Here is a 17,009-nt window from a genome sequence, read left to right as displayed (position 1 = left end):
GTGGCGGACGTCGAACACATCATCGGACTCCTGCTCGGAACGGAGGACGACTGGCCGCGGGCCTACGAGGCGCTGGTGCGCCGGCTCGGGACGGTCAACGGGCCGGACGGCAAGAGCCATCGGATCAGCTCGGAACGGGTCACCATCGAGCCGTTCAACCTGCGCTACAAGCCCCGCCACGACCTGGTCATCGACCGGCTCGCCTACTGGTACTACCACCCGCGCGAGTGGCTCAAGAAGATCGCGCTGATGGACGACGTGTACCTGATGAACAGCCCGTTCACGTTCCAGTCGATGGAGAAGCACGCCGCGTACTGCGCGATGATGCGGCTCGGCCTCAAGGTGCCCGAGACGGTCCTGGTGCCGTACAAGAACCCCCTGGAGAACAGCCGGTACGCGTACACGGCCGCCCGGTACAACAAGCAGTTCGACCTCGAGGCCACGGCCGCGCAGGTCGGCTATCCGATGTACATGAAGCCGTACGACGGCGGCGCGTGGGTCGGCGTCTCCAAGATCCGCAACTCGCAGGAGCTGCACGCCGCGTACGACGCCTCCGGCGAGCGGCTGATGCACCTGCAGGCCTCCGTCGAGGGGTACGACGTGTTCGCCCGGTCGCTGTCGATCGGCCCCGAGACCATGGTCATGAAGTTCCGGCCGGACCAGCCCATGCACTCGCGCTACGAGGTCGACCACGGCTTCCTCAGCGCGAGCGTGGGCGACGAGGTGGTGACCATCTCGCGGCTGGTCAACGCGTTCTTCCGGTGGGAGTTCAACTCGTGCGAGTCGCTGGTGCGCGGCGAGGACGTGCACCCCATCGACTACGCCAACGCCTGCCCCGACGTGGCGATCACCTCGCTGCACTACTACTTCCCGTGGGCGATGGCCGCGCTGCTGCGCTGGTCGGTCTACTGCGTGGTCACCGGCCGCAAGCCGCGCCTCGACATGGACTCCGCGGCCTACTTCGCGATCGGCGACGACCCCTCGCTGACGTACGACGAGAAGCTCGCCGGCTACCGCAAGCTCGCCGACGACTACTTCGAGACCGACCGGTACGCCGACTTCTGCGCCCGCTACCTGGGCCAGGTCGACGAGATGGTGTACGAGTGGGTCACGTCCGAGGAGTACCGGTCGCTGCTGCGCGAGACCGTCCGCGCCATGTACCCGGTGCACGAGCACGAGAAGTTCCTGGCCCACTTCGGCGGCCTCACCGACGCCTGGATCAGGGACAACGCCCGCTGACGTCCCACCACCCCGCCCGCCACCGGAAGAACGGACCGACGGCTGAGTTTCTGTCGGACCCCGGGTCTAGGGTCGTTCCCGTGCAGATCCGCATTGAGGGAAGCGACCTGCCCGCGGCCCGGGGCGGGGCGCGGGCCGACGCCTTGCGCCTGGCCGGGGTCCACGTCGGCGTGCAGCGCGGCCGCGAGGTCGTCGAGCGCGTGCCGGCGTGGGCGCCGTCCGCGGCGTGGCAGTTCGCGATCACCGCGCGCGAGGTCGACGAGCTGCTCGACGTGGGCGGCCCCTGGGTGCACGGCCGTCCGGGCGCCCGGTTCCTCTATCTGAGCTGGGGCAACGTCGCCGGCGACGAGTTCGAGATGTTCCGGCGGGCCAAGCTGCTGTTCGGCGACGTGCCCACCGCGCTGCTGCGGGCCGCGTTCACCGGCGACGGCGTGCTCACGGCGTCGCTCGGGCTGACCGACGCGCACGGCGACCCGATCAGCGCCCGGGTGCGGCCCCCGGCCGTCGTGTGGGAGCTGCGATGACCGACCTCGTCGCGGCCGAGGCCCGGGTGCTCCACGGGTTCGTGGGGCGCGACGGTTCGCTCAACCTGTGGGGCGAGGAACCGTTCCCGGGTGGCTCGGCCGCGCCGGCTCGCGGCACTCATCCGTTCGCGCTGGCGGCCTCGCTGCTGCCCGGCGGGGAGAGCCGCCCGCCCGCCACGCTGGTGCTGCCGTCCACGAGCGCCGGGCCGCTGCCGTCGCCGCAACTCGGGCTGCCGCCCCGGCGCGGCACCCCGCGGCTGCGGGCCTGGCAGGTGCCGGCGGTGACCGTGCCGTTCGTCGACGACGAGGTGACCGCCTCCTTCGACGGCCGGCTCGGCCGCTCGGCGCAGTGGCTGGCCGAGCTGTGCGCGTTCGCCGCGGACCTCGTCCGCCGCGGCCGGGTGCTGCCCGCCGTCCATCCCCACGGGCCCGTCGCGCGGTGGCGGCCCGTGGTCACCGGCTTCGACGCCGTCCACCGCGACGACCTGCTGCGCCGCCTGCCCGCCGCGGCCCGCGCCGAGCGTGCCCGCCCGGGCGACGTGGCCGGGCTGCCCGCCGAGGACGCGCTGGCCGCGGCGCTCGACCGGCTGGTCGACGGGCTGGTCCGCACCCGCCTGGCCGAGTCCGGCGTGCGGGTCGGCGACGGCTGGCTCGCCGCGCTCACCGGCGACCCGGTCTTCGCCGCGGCCCCCGCCCTGGCCGACGAGCTGGCCGACCGGCTCGACGAGTGGCACCGCGGCGCCACGACCGGCGCGGCCGTGCGGCTCTGCTTCCGTCTGAGCCACCTCCGCGAGCCCGACGCCGTCGACCCGCATCCGGCGGCGGTCGCGGCCCGCGACGCCTGGCTGCTGGAGTTCCTGCTGCAGGCGGTCGACGAGCCGAGCGCGCTGGTGACCGCGGCCGACGTCTGGCGCGACAGCTACGCCCCGCTGCGCCGCTGGACCAGCCACCCGCAGGAACGCCTGCTCGGCGCGCTCGGCCGCGCCGCCCGGCTCTACCCCGACCTCGACGCCGCGCTGCACGTGCCCCGGCCGGTCGACATGGTGCTCGACACCGAGGAGGCGCACCGCTTCCTCACCCACGCGGCCACCCTCGAGGAGGCCGGCTATGGCGTGCTGCTGCCCGCCTGGTGGCGCGACCGGCCCGGCCTCGGGCTCGGCCTGACCGTGCGGCCCCGCGACCCGGTCCCCGCGGTGCTGCGCGACCAGGCCGCCGACCTGGGCCACCTCGTCGACTACGACTGGAACCTGGCGCTCGGCGGGCGCGTGCTCACCTCCGACGAGCTCGCCGACCTGGCCCGCGCCAAGGTCCCGCTGGTGCGGCTGCGCGGCCGCTGGGTCTACCTCGACGCCGACCGCCTCGACGCCGGGCTGCGCTTCCTGGCCCGCGGCGGCGGTACGATGACCGCGGGCAACGCGCTACGCACGATCAAGCTGCTGCCGCCCGAGGAGCTGCCGCTGCCGGTGACCGCCACCAGCGGCGAGGGCTGGGCCGCGGCGCTGCTCGCGGGCGAGCTCGAGCACCGCCTCGAGCTGCTCGACCAGCCCGCCGAGCTGCGCGGCGACCTCCGGCCGTACCAGCGCCGGGGTTTCTCCTGGCTGGCGTTCCTCGACCGGCTCGGGCTGGGGGCGTGCCTCGCCGACGACATGGGGCTCGGCAAGACCGTGCAGCTGCTGGCCCTGCTGCTGCACCGCCGCTCCGGGCCGGCGCTGCTGATCTGCCCGCTGTCGGTGCTGGGCAACTGGCAGCGCGAGGCCGCCCGGTTCGCGCCGGCGCTGCGGGTCGGGGTGCTGCACGGCGCCGGCCGCGAGCTGCCCACCGACGTCGACGTGGTGCTCACGACGTACGCGACCGCCGTCCGTGACGTCGACCAGCTGGCCGCCGTGCAGTGGGACAGGGTGGTGCTCGACGAGGCGCAACACGTCAAGAACAGCGCCGGCGCGGCCGCCCGCGCGATCCGCCGCCTCCCCTCGCGCATGCGGATCGCGCTGACCGGCACCCCGGTGGAGAACAGGCTGGCCGAGCTGTGGTCGATCCTCGACTACCTCAACCCCGGGGTGCTCGCCTCGGCGCACACGTTCCGCGCCCGGTTCGCCGTGCCGATCGAGCGCTACGCCGACGAGGACGCGGCGGCGCGGCTGCGCCAGGCCACCCGGCCGTTCCTGCTGCGCCGCACCAAGGCCGACCCCATGGTCGTCGACGATCTGCCCGACAAGCAGCACGTACGCCACCTGACCGGGCTCACCGGCGAGCAGAGCACGCTCTACCGCGCCGTCCTCGACGAGATGACCACCCGCCTCGACGAGAGCACCGACCGGTGGAACAAGGGCATCGTGCTCGCCGCGATGACCAAGCTCAAACAGGTGTGCGTCCACCCGGCGCTGCTGCTCGGCGACGGCTCGCCGCTGCCGGGACGCTCCGGCAAGCTGGAACGCCTCGAGGAGATCGTCGACGGCGCCCTCGCGGCGGGGGAGAGCGTGCTGTGCTTCACCCAGTTCGCCAAGTTCGGCTCGATGCTGACGCCACACCTGGCCGCCCGCTTCGGCGTGCCCGTGCGCTACCTGCACGGCGGTGTGGGCCGCCGCGAGCGCGACGAGATGGTCGAGGCGTTCCAGGCCGACGAGCGTCCCGGGGTCTTCGTGCTCTCGCTCAAGGCGGGCGGCACCGGGCTCAACCTCACCGCCGCCAACCACGTCGTGCACGTCGACCGCTGGTGGAACCCCGCCACCGAGGACCAGGCCACCGACCGCGCGTTCCGCCTCGGGCAGCGCCGCGACGTGCAGGTGCACACGCTGGTCTGCCTCGGCACGCTCGAGGAGCGCATCGACCGGTTGCTCGCCGACAAGGGCGTGCTCGCCGCGCGGGTGGTCGGCAACGGCGAGGGCTGGCTGACCGCGCTGTCCACCACCGAGCTGCGGGAGCTGCTCACGCTCGCCCCGGAGGCCATCGTTGACTGAGCTGCCGGTCGCCTTCCTGGGCACCTTCGAGTCGCTGCGGATGGGCCCGACCTTCGCGCGCGGGCGGCGCGACGAGCGGTCCGGGCACGTGCGCAGCCTGACCATCTCGTCGAGCCTGGTCGTGGCGCAGGTGCGCGGGCCCGACGATCCCCGCGCCTTCCGGGCGCGGATCGCGCTGCGGGCCTTCGGCGCCTCCGAGTGGGCCGCCGTCGAGGCCGGCCTGGCCGGCGAGGCCCGCTTCGCCGCGGCGCTGCTCGACGGCCGGATGCCTGCCGGGATCGGCGAGGTGTTCGCCGCGGCCGGGCTGAGCCAGGTGCCCTTGTCGCTGGACGAGGTCGCCATGGACTGTTCGTGCGAACGCTGGCCGATGCCTTGCGTGCACCTGGCCGCCACTTGCTACGCCTTGGCGCGCAGCTTCTCCGAGGACCCTTTCGGCGTCTTCACCTGGCGCGGCCGCGGCCGCGACGAGCTGCTGACCCACTTGCGCGAGCTCCGGAGCGCCCTCGCCGTGACCGCCTCCGACCCCGCCGCCTCCCCGTCCCCTTCGCGCGCCGCCTCCCGCTCCCGCCCCTCCGCCGCCGGGCCGGCCGGGTCCACGGCCGCCGGGGCCGCCTCCGCCGGGTCCTCCGCCGCCTCCTCTCCCTTCACCCCGTCCTCCACCGACGGTCCCTTCTCCGGCGCTGATCCTGCTGCTGAGCTGGGCGAGAGCCTGGGGGAGGTCGCGGAGTTCTGGGGGTCTGCGCTGCCGGCCGTGGTGCCGGTGGGCGGGCGTCCGGGCGCCGCCAGCCGGCCCGACGCGCTGCTCGACCAGCTCGATCCGCCGCCGCTCGCGCAGGACGGGCGTCCGATCCTCGACGTGCTGCGTCCGGCGTACCTCGCGCTGCCGGATCAGTAGCCGGAGTCCGTTGTTCCACGATCGGGGTACACCGTACGAAACCTTCCCGTGACATTCGGTGCTCATGATCTCCTTCCCGGGACACAACTTTCGTCCAGAGAAGGTGTGAAATGAACCGAATCACCCGGATGCTCACCGTCACCGGCCTCGGCCTCATCGCCGGCGTCACCATGGGCGCGGGGCCGGCCATGGCGGCGACCGGGACCGACGCGGGCGCTTCGAAGACGGCGGCGGCCACCCAGGGCGCCGACCGTGAGCGGATCGTCGGCTTCTACCGCAGCTACACCAGCTGCGTCATCGCCGGCCGGATCGGCGAGCGGTTCGGCCGCTGGGACGACTTCGACTGCGACCGGGTCGGCCGTCGCGGCTTCGCGCTCGAGGTCAGCTGGGACCGGGACTGGGACTGGGGCCACAACCGCCACCACGGCGGCCGCCCGTTCTTCCACCACCGCGACCGTGACCGCTTCGACGACCACCGTGGCGGTCGTGACCGTGACCGCGACGACCACGACGGCCGTGGCGGCCGCGACGACCGTGACGACCGCGGTGGTCGTGACGACCGCGACGACCGCGGCCGCAACTGACACCGCACCCGTACGACGGCGAGCCACGACCCCGCGGGGTCGTGGCTCGCTCGCTGTCGCCCGTCACCAGTTGACGGGCTCGTAGTCCTTGAGGAACACGCCGTACAGGTCCTCGCCCTGCTCGCCGCGCACGATCGGGTCGTACACCCGGGCGGCGCCGTCCACCAGGTCGAGCGGGGCGTGGAAACCCTCGTCGGCGAGCCGCATCTTGGTCGGGTGCGGGCGCTCGTCGGTGATCCAGCCGGTGTCCACGCTCGTCATCAGGATGCCGTCGGCGAACATGTCGTCCGCGCTCGTGCGGGTCAGCATGTTGAGCGCCGCCTTGGCCATGTTCGTGTGCGGGTGCCCCGCGCCCTTGTAGCCGCGGCTGAAGATGCCCTCCATCGCGGACACGTTCACCACGTACCGCCGGGGGAAGGGCGACCGTGTCATCGCCGTACGCAATCGACTGACCAGGACGAACGGGGCGGTCACGTTGCACAGCTGCACCTCGAGCAGCTCGAGCGGGTCGACCTCGTGCACCCGGTCGCTCCAGCTGTTGGTCGGCGCCGTGTCGGGCACCAGGCCGCCCGCGTCGATGGTGACCGACCGGGCGGTCAGCGCCATCTCGGTGATCTGCTGCGGCGTCAGGTGCGGGGTGCCCGCGGTCAGCGCCGCCGCCGGTGAGGCGCCCGCCGTCCCGAAGTACTCCAGCTCGGGCAGCGGCCCGTCGGGCAGGGGCTCGTTCTCCGCCGCGGCGATGGCCGCGTACGCCCCCGCGGAGCGACGGACGGTCTGCGCCGCGTTGTTGATGATGATGTCGAGGTGGCCCCGCGCTGCCACCGAGTCGGCGAGCCCCACCACCTGCGCCGGGTCGCGCAGGTCGAGTCCCACCACGCGCAGCCGGTGCATCCAGTCGGCGCTGTCCGGCATCGCGGAGAACCGCCGTACCGCGTCGTGCGGGAACCGCGTGGTGATTGTCAGTTCCGCGCCGTCGCGCAGCAGCCGCAGCGCGATGTACATGCCGATCTTGGCCCGGCCGCCGGTGAGCAGCGCCCGCCGCCCGGTCAGGTCGGTGCGCGCGTCGCGCCGCTCGTGGTTGACGACCGCGCACCGCGGGCAGAGCTGGTGGTAGAACGCGTCGACCTGCGTGTAGCGCTGCTTGCACACGTAGCACCCGCGCGCCTGCCGCAGCACCCCCGCGGTGGCCGCCTTGATCGTGCTGCGCAGCGGGATGCCGGCCGTCTCGTCGTCGATCCGCCCCGGCGCTCCCGTCGCCGTGGCCGCCGTGACCTCGCGGTCGTTGGCCAGGATCGCGTCGCGCCGCTCGCGGCGGCGCTTGAGCTTCACGGTCTTGAACAGCCCCGCCGTCGCCCGCCTCACGGCCACGGCGTCCGGATGCTCGACCGGTAGTGCCTCCACCTCGGCGAGCACCGAGAGACACAGAGCCAGCCGCTCCGGATCCACCCCGGCGGTCGTCCCAGCTTCGCCCGTCATGCCCCAACCGTCCCTCACACGCCCGAACCGACGCAGGAACTTTACTGACTCTCCCGCCCGCCGCCTGCTCCCGTCCCCACCCGATCGACCCGGCGCGTCGTGAGCGCGAGCGTTCCCGCCACCAACGCGACCGCCTGACCGGCCCACTGCCCGACGACGCCGACCCAGACGTCGAGCTGCCCGGGATCGCCCAGCCGGCCCCACACCGACCCCTCGACCAGCCCGCCGACGGTGACGAACAGGGCAGCGCCCAGGCCGGTGAAGATCGGCCAGCGGGCTCCCGGAAGCGCGAGCAGCAGGATGCCCGCGAGCCCCAGGATGATCGGCCCGGGCGGGATGGCCGGGAATCCCGGGACACCCACCAGGAACTGCGTGAGCACACCGGCTGCGGCCAGGAACAGGCCCAGGGCGAGCGCTCTGCGTGCGGTCATGACGTGTCTCCTCGCTCGTGGTCACCGAAACACGTCCACCCTCGCCTCGCGGAGGCCCGCTCTCGTCCGTCGGGGAGCGGCACAAGGTGTACGCAATCCTGCGTACTGGCCGCCGTGGCCGGCGCGGGGCGCTGTGGACAGCGCGCCGTGCCGTGGGTGGCGCGGCGGTTGGGGATTGGCGCGGCGGGTTGTGAGTGGCGCCGCGGTGCCGTGGAAGTGCGGGCGACCGGCCGCCTCAGGCGAGGGCGGGCAGGGCGGCAACGGTGTCGTGCAACGACCGCATCAGGGCTTCGGCCAGCGGATTGGCCCGGCGGTGCTGGGGTGTCACGATGCCGATGTAGCGGCACGGACAGGGCGGCGCCAGGGGCACGGTGGCGAGGCCGTCCTGGAGGGCGGTCAGGGCGATCTGCGGGATCATGCTGATGCCGACCCCGGCGCGGACCAGGGACTGCGCGAAGACGTAGTCGGTGCCGCGGCAGGCGGTGCGGATCTCGAATCCGGCCAGCGCGGCGTAGTGGTCGAGCATGTCGACGATCGCCAGGCAGCCGTGGACCCAGCGCTCGTCGGCGAGCTCGGCGATCGACACGGAGTCGCGGCCGGCGAGGGGGTGCCCGGCGGGCAGCACGGCCCACATCGGGTCGTCGAGCAGCGGGGTCCAGCTCAGCCCGGAACGGTCCCCGGGACGTACGGGGGGAAGCTCGTCGAAGTGATAGACGAGCGCGAGATCGGCCGCGCCGTAGCGCACGAGCGGCAGCGCGTCCTCCGGCTCGTTCTCGAGGACGGTGAGCTCGACGGCGGGATGCTCGGCGGCGAACCGGGTCAGCGCCGCGGGCAGCAGGCGCTGACCGCCGCTGGTGAACGTCGCCACGGTCAGCCCGGCGGGGGTGCTCAGGCGGCCGATCGAACGCTCGGCGTGCGACAGCTCGGCGGCGATGGCCTCGCCCGCCTCGACCAGGATGCGGCCGGCCTCGGTGAGCTCGACGCCGCGGGTGCTGCGCCGGACGACCGCCGTGCCCAGCTCGCGTTCCAGGCTGCTGATCTGCTGCGACACCGCCGACGGCGTCAGCCGCAGCGCGGTGGCCGCCCGGTTGAAGCTGCCCAGCCGTGCGACGTCGCGCAGCACCGACACCCGCCGTACGTCGATCATTAGTTCTCCTGATGACTGCATCAGCAAGTCGCCACTACCGCTTACCACCGTACGGGGGCAGGGTCGAGATGTGAATCGCCGCGCCTGGTTTCTCTTCCTCGCCGTCTCGGTGCTCTGGGGCATCCCGTACTTCCTGATCAAGGTTGCCATCGAGGACCTGTCGCCGATGCTGGTGGTCGCCGGCCGCGTCGCGATCGCCGCGCTCGTGCTGGTGCCGATCGCCGCCGCGCGCGGCATGCTGAGCCGGCTGCGCGGCCGGCTGGGGTGGGTCACCGTGCTCGCGTTCGTGCACATCCTCGGCCCGTTCCTGCTGATCACGTACGGCGAGACGCACATCAGCTCCTCGCTGACCGGGCTGCTGATCGCCGTCGAACCGGTCGCGATCGCGCTGCTCATGGCGCGCAGCGAGCGCCTCACCCCGATCCGCGTCGCCGGCCTGGTGCTCGGGTTCGGCGGGGTCGCGCTGCTCGTCGGGCTCGACCTCTCCGGCGACCGCCTCGGCCTGCTCGGCGCCGCGATGGTGCTCGTCGCCGCGGTGAGCTACGCCGTGGCCACGATGCTCGTGCAGCGCCGCCTCGCCGACGTGCCCGCCGAGTCGCTGGTGGGCGCCACCACGGCCAGCACCGCGATCGCGCTCGCCCCGTTCGCCGTTTCCGCACTGCCGACCCATCCCGTACGGGTGGAGGCCTGGCTGTCGCTGGCCGTGCTCGGCCTGTTCTGCACCGCGCTCGCGCTGCTGGCGTTCTACCGGCTCATCATGCTGGCCGGCTCGACCCGCGCGGGCCTGGTCACGTACGTGAACCCGCTCGTCGCGGTCCTGCTCGGCGTGCTGCTGCTCGACGAGAGCGTCGGTCTCAGCACGGTCGCCGGCTTCCTGCTGGTGGCCGCGGGCTGCTGGCTCTCCACCCGGCCCGTGCCCCCGGTCGCCGAGCCCGCCTCCGAGCCGATGGCAGTGGGCCGTCCCTGACCGACGCCACCGAGCGACCCTGCGCCGGCGGGCCGCTCGGCCGCGCTCCGCTTCGCGGTGATCGGCCTTATGGTGAACGGCATGGGCCAGCGGATTCTGATCACCGGAGCGCGACGCGGCATCGGAGCGGCCATCGCCGTCGGGCTGGCCCGTCCCGGGCACGAGCTGATGCTGCACCACCTGGCCGCGGCCGACGAGGCGGAGGGCGTCGCCCGCCTCTGCCGCGACCTGGGCGCGAAGGCCACGCTGCTCGACGCCGACCTGGCCGACCCCGGCGCCGTCCGCGAACTGGCCGAGCGCGCCGGCCCGGTCGACGTGCTCATCAACAACGCGGCAAAGGCGTCCAACGTCGACTTCGCGACGCTGCCGCTGGCGGAGTGGCAGCAGACGTTCGCGGTCAACGTCACGGCCCCGATGCTGCTGGCCCAGGCCCTCAGCGCCGGCATGGCGGAACGCGGCTGGGGGCGGATCGTCAACGTCACTTCCCCGACCGTACGGATGGGTGGCCCGTCCGGCGCCGCCTACGTGTCGAGCAAGGCGGCGCTGATCGGCCTCACCCGCTCGCTGGCGCGCGCGCTCGGTCCCGCCGGGATCACGGTCAACGCGCTGTCCCCGGGCGCGATCCGCACCGAGGGCGAGGCCGAGCTCGCGAACGGCCGGGACGCCGAGGCGCACGCGCCGCTCGTGGCGGTGCAGGCGGTGCCGCGCGCCCTGCTTCCCGAGGACCTGGTCGCGACCGTACGCCTGCTCGTCTCCGAAGGTTCCGGCGCGCTCACCGGCCAGGTCATCGAGGTGGGCGGGGGCCTCGTCTTCCGCTGAGGCCCCCCGCTTCTCACTCCTCGGGCTGCTCGGCGGGCGGCTTGCGGCGCGGCGGCGCCTGGTCGGCGAGCGTCGCCGGACGCCGTACGGGCTTGAGCTCCGCCAGGCTCTCCGGCCGGCGCGGCTGCTCCGAGGTGGGCCGCCGCGTGCGGCTGTACTGCGCCAGATCCGCCGGGCGCGACTCGCGCAGGTGGTCGCCGAGATCGGCCGGACGCGACTCCCGCAGGTGGTCACCCAGGTCCGCGGGCCGACGCGGCGCCGGCGGCTCAATGTCCCGGACCGAGGACGGCTGCTCGCCCAGCGTGGCCGGCCGCCGCAGCGCAGCCGGCTCGTCGAGCGGCTCCGGTTGCCGCGGCGCCGGGATCGCGCCGATCTCACTCCCGCGCCGCGCCGGGAAGAACGTGCCGAGGTCGGACCGCCCACCGTTCCCGGCCCCAGGCGCCGGCGGTACGGCGGGAGGCGCCATCCGCAGCGGCGCCGGCTCCGCGGCGGGCGGCGGCACGCGCTTGGGCAGCGGGTCGGCCTGGGCGGGGAGTTGCGCGGCCGCCGGCTGGACGGCGGGTGGCGGTACGCGCCTGGGCAGCGGGTCGGCCTCAGTGGGGAGCTGCGCGGCTGCCGGCTGGGTGGCGGGTGGCGGCACACGCCTGGGCAGCGGGTCGGCCTCAGCCGGGGGCTGCGCGGCTGCCGGCTGGGTGGCGGGTGGCGGCACGCGCTTGAGCAGCGGCTCGACGACCTCAGCGGGAGGCGGCGTCCGGCGGGGAAGCGGGTCGACGGACGGCGTCCGGCGGCGAAGCGGGTCAACAGGCGGCGTGCGGCGCAGGAGTGGGTCGGCAGCTTCCGCGGGCGGCGTGCGGCGCAGGAGTGGGTCGGCAGCTTCCGCGGGCGGCTGCGTGCGGCGCAGGAGTGGGTCGGCAGCTTCCGCGGGCGGCTGCGTGCGGCGCACGAGTGGGTCGGCAGTCTCCGCGGGCGGCGGGGCCCGGTGAGGGAGCGGCTCTGCGGCCGGCGACGGAACTCGCCTGGGGAGCGGCTCCATGGTCTCGGCAGCCGAATCCTGTCGCGGCGCTGTGGTCTCGGCAGCCGAATCCTGTCGCGGCGCTGTGGTCTCGGCAGCCGAATCCCGGTGCGGTGCCGCCGTCTCGGCAGTCGGGCGCACCGGCCGCTTCGGCAGCGGCTCGGCGGGCGCAGACGCGACCGGTTCCGGCGTCGACGGGGCCGGGTCCTCCTTGGGTGACGGGGACCCGAGGCGGCGAATGCGGTCGAGGTCCGGGGCCGGCATGCGCCGCGTCGACTCGAGGCCGGGCACCGTCAGGCGGCGCGTGGCGTCCAGGTCCGGGGCGTCGAAGCTGCGGGTGACGGCGAGGTCCGACTCGTCGGGCTCCGGCTCCTGCGAGACGGCCTCGGGCGCGGCCGGGACGACCGGGTCGAGGTCGGGGCGCACGATCGCGCCGGAGGTGTCCGGGTCCGGGGACTCGAAGGCGCGCACGGCCTCCCGGTTCGGCGCCTCGAAGGTCGCCGTGGCGTCGAGGTCGGGCGCCTGCAGGCTGCGCGTGACGTCGAGCCCCGGCAGCGAGAGGTTCCGGGTCCGCTCGAAGTCGGGCCGGTCACCGAAGTACGGGATCGGCGGCTCGGACGGATCCGGCCCGGCGGGCAGCTCCAGCGAGCCGGCGAACGTCCCCGCCGACGACGGCGCGAAGAAGAACTCGTCCGGCGCGGAGTAGTCGGTGTACGAGCTCACCGACCGCGAGCGGTAGACCCCGGGCTCCGGGAAGTACGGCACGGGCAGATGCAGCGACGCCGCAGCCAGCGGAGGATCGGTCTCATCCTCCACGATCTCCGCATCGACGGGCTCGTCGTTCCAGGCCTCCCGCACCGGCTCGTCAAACCGGGCGTACGCCGGGGCGTAGCCGACTTCCTCGTCCCGCGCGCCACCCGGCTCGTCATCCGCGGCGGCGCGGTCAACTTCCTCGTCCCGCGCGACCCGCTCGTCGTCCCCGCCCCGCCCGGCGCCGGCTTCCTCGTCCCGGGCAGCCGGCGCGTCAACCTTCCCGTACGCGGTGACGGGTTCGTCCCGGTCCGCGACCGGCTCGTCACCTTCCGCGTACGCGGTGACGGCTCCGGCGTCGTCGTTGCGTGGCGTGACCGGTTCGTCAGCATTCGCGTACGCAGTGAAGGATCCGGCTTGCTCGTGCCGACCCACGACCGGCTCGTCAGCCTTCGCGAACGCGGTGACGGGTTCGGCTTCTCCGTCCCGGCCCACGACCGGCTCGTGCACCTTCGCGAACGCGGCGACGGACTCCGCTGCCTGGTTCTGGGCACCGACCGTTCCGTCGTCCACGCCGAACGCGGCGGCGGGTTCAGCCACTTCGCCCCGCGCAGCAGTCGCCTCGTCAGCCTTGGCGTATTCGGCGTCCTGCTCACGGGCAGAGACCGGCTCGCTCGCCCCTACGAACGCGGCGACGGAATCCGCTTCGTGCTCCCGGCCGGCGACCGGCTCGTCGGTCCCGCCGACCGCGACGACGGGCCCGTCTTCCTCGTCCCGGGCCGGGATCGGCACTGCCGACGCGTCGACATCCACCCTCTCGGCGTGGTCGGAGCCGACCACAGGAGAATCCGCGGAGACGGCCGAGTCAGGGTCGACGGCATCGGTGCCCGGCGAGTCGGTGGCGGCAGGGAGGTCGCCCGGCCAGTCGGCGCTCGGCGAATCGGCGGCACGGAGGTCGGCCGACGAGTCGGCGGTCGCGGGCAGGTCGGCGGACGAGTTGGCGGCGGCAGAAAGGTCGGCACCCGGCGAGTCGGTGGCGGCAGGGAGGTCGCCCGGCCAGTCGGCGCTCGGTGAATCGGCGGCACGGAGGTTGGCCGGCGAGTCGGCGGTGGGAGGCAAGTCGGCGGGCGAGTTGGCGGCGGCAGAAAGGTCGGCACCCGGCGATTCCGTGGCGGCAGGGAGATCGCCCGGCCAGTCGGCGCTCGGTGAATCGGCGGCACGGAGGTTGGCCGGCGAGTCGGCGGTCGCGGGCAGGTCGGCGGACGAGTTGGCGGCGGCAGAAAGGTCGGCGCCCGGTGAGGCGGCGGCACGGAGGTTGGCTGGCGAGTCGGCGGTCGCGGGCAGGCCGGCGGACGAGTCGACGGCGGCTGAAAGGCCTGCGGCGTGTGCATCGGCGGTGGAGTCGGCCGATGCATCGGCAGCAGCGAGGTCAGCGGGTGCATCGGCAGCGGGGAGGTCAGCGGGTGCATCGGCAGCGGGAAGGTCGGCCGGTGCATCGGCGGCGGGGAGGTCGACCGGCGAATCGGCGGAAGCAGGCAGTCCGGCGGGCGAATCGGCCGGACCATCCGGCTCGTCGTCGGCCGGCGGCGCGCCGTCGATCGGGGCTTCGGCGCTTGCGCTCGGCTGCTCGTCCTCGACTATCTCCGCGTCGACGTGCTCGTCCGCCGAGGCGTCGTCCGCCGTCTGGTCGGTGCGGCCTTCCTCGTTGTCGTCATCCTCGATGATCTCCGCGTCGATCACGTCGTCGTCGAGGTCGGCCGGCGACGAGGATGCGAGAGAAACCCGGGCGGTGCCGATGGAGGACGCGGAGGCGGAGCCGGCCGAAGAAGGAGACCCCGAAGCAGCCGACGACTCCGGGTCCACGACCCGGGGGAACACCTCGGTGGCGGCGTCCGGGCCGGCGGGCAGCGCCTGCGGCAGCATCGACGGCGGCAGGACGAGCACCCCCGCGGCCTCGCGGTCCCACGACGACGAGGAAGCGGTGGCGGACGGCCCCGGCGGCAACGCCAGTACGGCGGTGTCCTCCGAGGCCGGATGTCTACCGGAGGGGAGTGCCGGCGCCTCCTCTCCGGCGTGCTCGGCGAGGCCGGCACGCTCCTGCAACCGCCGCAGCGGACCGGGCGCCCACCAGGCGGCGTTGCCCAGCAGACCCAGCACGGCCGGTACGAGCAGCATCCGGACGACCGTCGCGTCGAGGAACAGCGCGACGATCATGCCGACGCCGACGAAGCGCATCGTGGTCACCGACGACAGCGCGAACGCTCCGGTCACCACGATCAGCAGCAGGGCCGCGGCGCTGATCACGCGGCCCGTGCGGGCCAGGCCGACGGTCACCGCCTCGTTCGTCGACGCGCCGTGCGCCCGGGCCTCCACCATCCGCGAGAGCAGGAACACCTCGTAGTCGGTGGACAGGCCGAACACCACCGCCGCCATCAGCACGACGATGCCGGCCTCCAGCGGCGCGGGTGTCACGCCGAGCCAGCCCGCGCCGTGCCCGTCCTGGAAGATCCAGACCAGCACGCCGAACGTCGCGCTGAGCGACAGCGCGCTCATCACCACCGCCTTGATCGGCAGCAGGATCGAGCCGAACGCCAGGAACATCAGCAGCAGCGTGGCCCCGACCAGCATCGCGACCATCAGCGGCAGCTTCTCGGCGGTGGCCGCGAGGCTGTCGACGTTGCGCGCCGTGGTGCCGCCGACGAGCAGCTGCGCGCCCTTGGGCGCGGGCAGCGACCGGATGTCGTCGACGACCTGGCGGGCCTCGGCGCTGAACGGGTCGGTCGAGCGCAGCGTCGCGTTGAACACCGTGATGTCGCCGGCGCGCTGCGCGGGGCTGAGCTGGGCGATGCCGTCGACCTGGCGCAGCGTGACGGCGAACGCGGAGGTGTCGGCGCCGCCGCGCAGCACGATCGGCATGCCGGCGCCGCTGAACTGCGGGTAGTCGGCCTTCAGCGTCTCGATCGCCTGCCGGGCCGGGTCGCCGGCGGGCAGCGTACGCTCGTCGGCCTCGCCGAACCGCACACCCGCGATCGGCGCCGCGAGCACCAGCAGCCCCGCCAGGATGGGCAGCGCCACGAGCACGGGCCGGCGCAGCACGCCGGCGGCGAGCCGCCCCCAGAACGAGCCTTCGGCGGACTTCGAGCGGGGCAGCCGGATCGGCAGCTTGTCGACGCGCGGGCCGAGCACGGCGAGCATGGCCGGCAGCAGCGTCAGCGAGAGCAGCGCCGCCAGCGCCACCGCGGCGAGCCCGCCGTACGCCAAAGATTTCAGGAAGCCCTGCGGGAACAGCATGAGCCCGGCGAGCGCGATCATCAGCAGGGTCGCGGAGAAGACGACCGTACGGCCGGCCGTGGCGACGGTGCGGCGGACGGCCTCGGCCGGTGTGCGCCCGCTCGCCTGCTCCTCGCGGAACCGGCCCACCATGAACAGGCCGTAGTCGATCGCCATGCCCAGGCCGAGCAGGCTGGCCACGTTGACCGCGAACGAGTTGACCTCGTGCACGCCCGCGATCGCGTGCAGCACGCCCAGCGAGCCCAGCACCGCGGCGCCACCGACGAGCACCGGCAGCGAGGCCGCGACCAGCGAGCCGAACAGGAAGACCAGCAGGATCAGCGTGATCGGCAGCGAGATGATCTCGGCCTTGGCGAGGTCCTCGGTCGAGCGCGTGGACGTGGCGTCGGCGAGCACGACCGTGCCGGAGAGCTGGACGCGGGCGCCCTGGACGGCGAACTTGTCGTCGATCTCGCGGTACGCGTCGAGCTTGGCGCCGTCGTCCGCGCCGGCGAGCGTGACGACCGCGACGCCGCTGCTGCGGTCCTTCGCGGCGTACTGCGCGGACCGCGTCTGCCAGTACGAGGTGGTGCGGGTGACAGCCGACTTGGGTAGTAGTGCGAGCCTGGTCCGGATGCGCTTGCCGAGCTCGACGTCGTCGATCTTGCCGCGGGCCGGCGTGTAGACCACCACGAGGTCGCCGCCCTGCGCGCCGAACGCCTTCGCCACCGCGTCGGCGGCCTGCGACGACTCGCTGTCCGGGTCGTTGTAGCCGCCCTCGGTGAGCTGGCCGAAAACACCGAGCCCCCAGATCCCGGCACTGATCACCGCGACGAGCGCGACCGACAGCACCGGCCACCGGAAGCGGGCCACCCACGATCCCCAGCCCGCGAACACGTCAACCCCTCCGGTCGTTCGTCAGCACCGCGTTATGAGAA

At 73.8% G+C, this 17,009-nt stretch carries 11 protein-coding genes; 7 read left to right on the top strand and 4 right to left on the bottom strand.

Annotation, left to right across the window (positions count from 1 at the left end; genetic code table 11):
* The 5 genes from ACSNN8_RS21990 to ACSNN8_RS21970 all read left to right on the top strand — a co-directional run bounded on the left by ACSNN8_RS21990 (window position 1) and on the right by ACSNN8_RS21970 (window position 6,199).
* Complete coding sequence (locus ACSNN8_RS21990) at window positions 1–1,239, top strand: ATP-grasp domain-containing protein (protein ID WP_436651149.1); 1,239 nt, start codon at window positions 1–3, stop codon at window positions 1,237–1,239.
* An 80-nt stretch (window positions 1,240–1,319) separates the two neighbouring features.
* Window positions 1,320–1,763, top strand: a complete 444-nt coding sequence (locus ACSNN8_RS21985; RefSeq protein ID WP_436651148.1) for a DUF5990 family protein — start codon at window positions 1,320–1,322, stop codon at window positions 1,761–1,763.
* Complete coding sequence (locus ACSNN8_RS21980) at window positions 1,760–4,720, top strand: DEAD/DEAH box helicase (RefSeq protein ID WP_436651147.1); 2,961 nt, start codon at window positions 1,760–1,762, stop codon at window positions 4,718–4,720. The genes ACSNN8_RS21985 and ACSNN8_RS21980 overlap by 4 nt, the downstream gene beginning before the upstream one ends.
* On the top strand, window positions 4,713–5,615 hold the full coding sequence (locus ACSNN8_RS21975; RefSeq protein WP_436651146.1) for a hypothetical protein: 903 nt from the start codon (window positions 4,713–4,715) through the stop codon (window positions 5,613–5,615). The genes ACSNN8_RS21980 and ACSNN8_RS21975 overlap by 8 nt, the downstream gene beginning before the upstream one ends.
* A 110-nt stretch (window positions 5,616–5,725) precedes the next feature.
* A complete protein-coding gene (locus ACSNN8_RS21970; RefSeq protein WP_436651145.1) occupies window positions 5,726–6,199 on the top strand; it encodes a hypothetical protein in 474 nt (157 codons plus the stop codon).
* 63 nt (window positions 6,200–6,262) lie between these two features.
* On the opposite strand, the gene ACSNN8_RS21965 is transcribed toward ACSNN8_RS21970, so the two are convergent.
* The 3 genes from ACSNN8_RS21965 to ACSNN8_RS21955 all read right to left on the bottom strand — a co-directional run bounded on the left by ACSNN8_RS21965 (window position 6,263) and on the right by ACSNN8_RS21955 (window position 9,253).
* Entirely contained in the window at window positions 6,263–7,675 is a 1,413-nt protein-coding gene (locus ACSNN8_RS21965) for an SDR family NAD(P)-dependent oxidoreductase (RefSeq protein WP_436651144.1), read from the bottom strand.
* A 41-nt stretch (window positions 7,676–7,716) separates the two neighbouring features.
* Entirely contained in the window at window positions 7,717–8,106 is a 390-nt protein-coding gene (locus ACSNN8_RS21960; RefSeq protein WP_436651143.1) for a hypothetical protein, read from the bottom strand.
* 235 nt (window positions 8,107–8,341) lie between these two features.
* A complete protein-coding gene (locus tag ACSNN8_RS21955; RefSeq protein ID WP_436651142.1) occupies window positions 8,342–9,253 on the bottom strand; it encodes a LysR family transcriptional regulator in 912 nt (303 codons plus the stop codon).
* 70 nt (window positions 9,254–9,323) lie between these two features.
* Between ACSNN8_RS21955 and ACSNN8_RS21950 the strand changes: the two genes are divergently transcribed.
* On the top strand, window positions 9,324–10,220 hold the full coding sequence (locus tag ACSNN8_RS21950) for a DMT family transporter (RefSeq protein ID WP_436651141.1): 897 nt from the start codon (window positions 9,324–9,326) through the stop codon (window positions 10,218–10,220).
* An 81-nt stretch (window positions 10,221–10,301) separates the two neighbouring features.
* On the top strand, window positions 10,302–11,039 hold the full coding sequence (locus ACSNN8_RS21945) for an SDR family NAD(P)-dependent oxidoreductase (RefSeq protein ID WP_436651140.1): 738 nt from the start codon (window positions 10,302–10,304) through the stop codon (window positions 11,037–11,039).
* A gap of 13 nt (window positions 11,040–11,052) precedes the next feature.
* On the opposite strand, the gene ACSNN8_RS21940 is transcribed toward ACSNN8_RS21945, so the two are convergent.
* Complete coding sequence (locus tag ACSNN8_RS21940) at window positions 11,053–16,968, bottom strand: MMPL family transporter (protein ID WP_436651139.1); 5,916 nt, start codon at window positions 16,966–16,968, stop codon at window positions 11,053–11,055.
* Between the last annotated feature and the right edge of the window lie 41 nt (window positions 16,969–17,009).

It is taken from the genome of Actinoplanes sp. URMC 104, assembly GCF_051386375.1.
Lineage (GTDB): Bacteria > Actinomycetota > Actinomycetes > Mycobacteriales > Micromonosporaceae > Actinoplanes.
This window is presented reverse-complemented; position numbering and strand designations above follow the sequence as displayed.

Coding starts and splice junctions, on each gene's coding strand:
- ACSNN8_RS21955 (WP_436651142.1), bottom strand. CDS start 9,253: ATGATCGACGTACGGCGGGTGTCGGTGCTGCGCGACGTCGCACGGCTG.
- ACSNN8_RS21980 (WP_436651147.1), top strand. CDS start 1,760: ATGACCGACCTCGTCGCGGCCGAGGCCCGGGTGCTCCACGGGTTCGTG.
- ACSNN8_RS21970 (WP_436651145.1), top strand. CDS start 5,726: ATGAACCGAATCACCCGGATGCTCACCGTCACCGGCCTCGGCCTCATC.
- ACSNN8_RS21945 (WP_436651140.1), top strand. CDS start 10,302: ATGGGCCAGCGGATTCTGATCACCGGAGCGCGACGCGGCATCGGAGCG.
- ACSNN8_RS21960 (WP_436651143.1), bottom strand. CDS start 8,106: ATGACCGCACGCAGAGCGCTCGCCCTGGGCCTGTTCCTGGCCGCAGCC.
- ACSNN8_RS21965 (WP_436651144.1), bottom strand. CDS start 7,675: ATGACGGGCGAAGCTGGGACGACCGCCGGGGTGGATCCGGAGCGGCTG.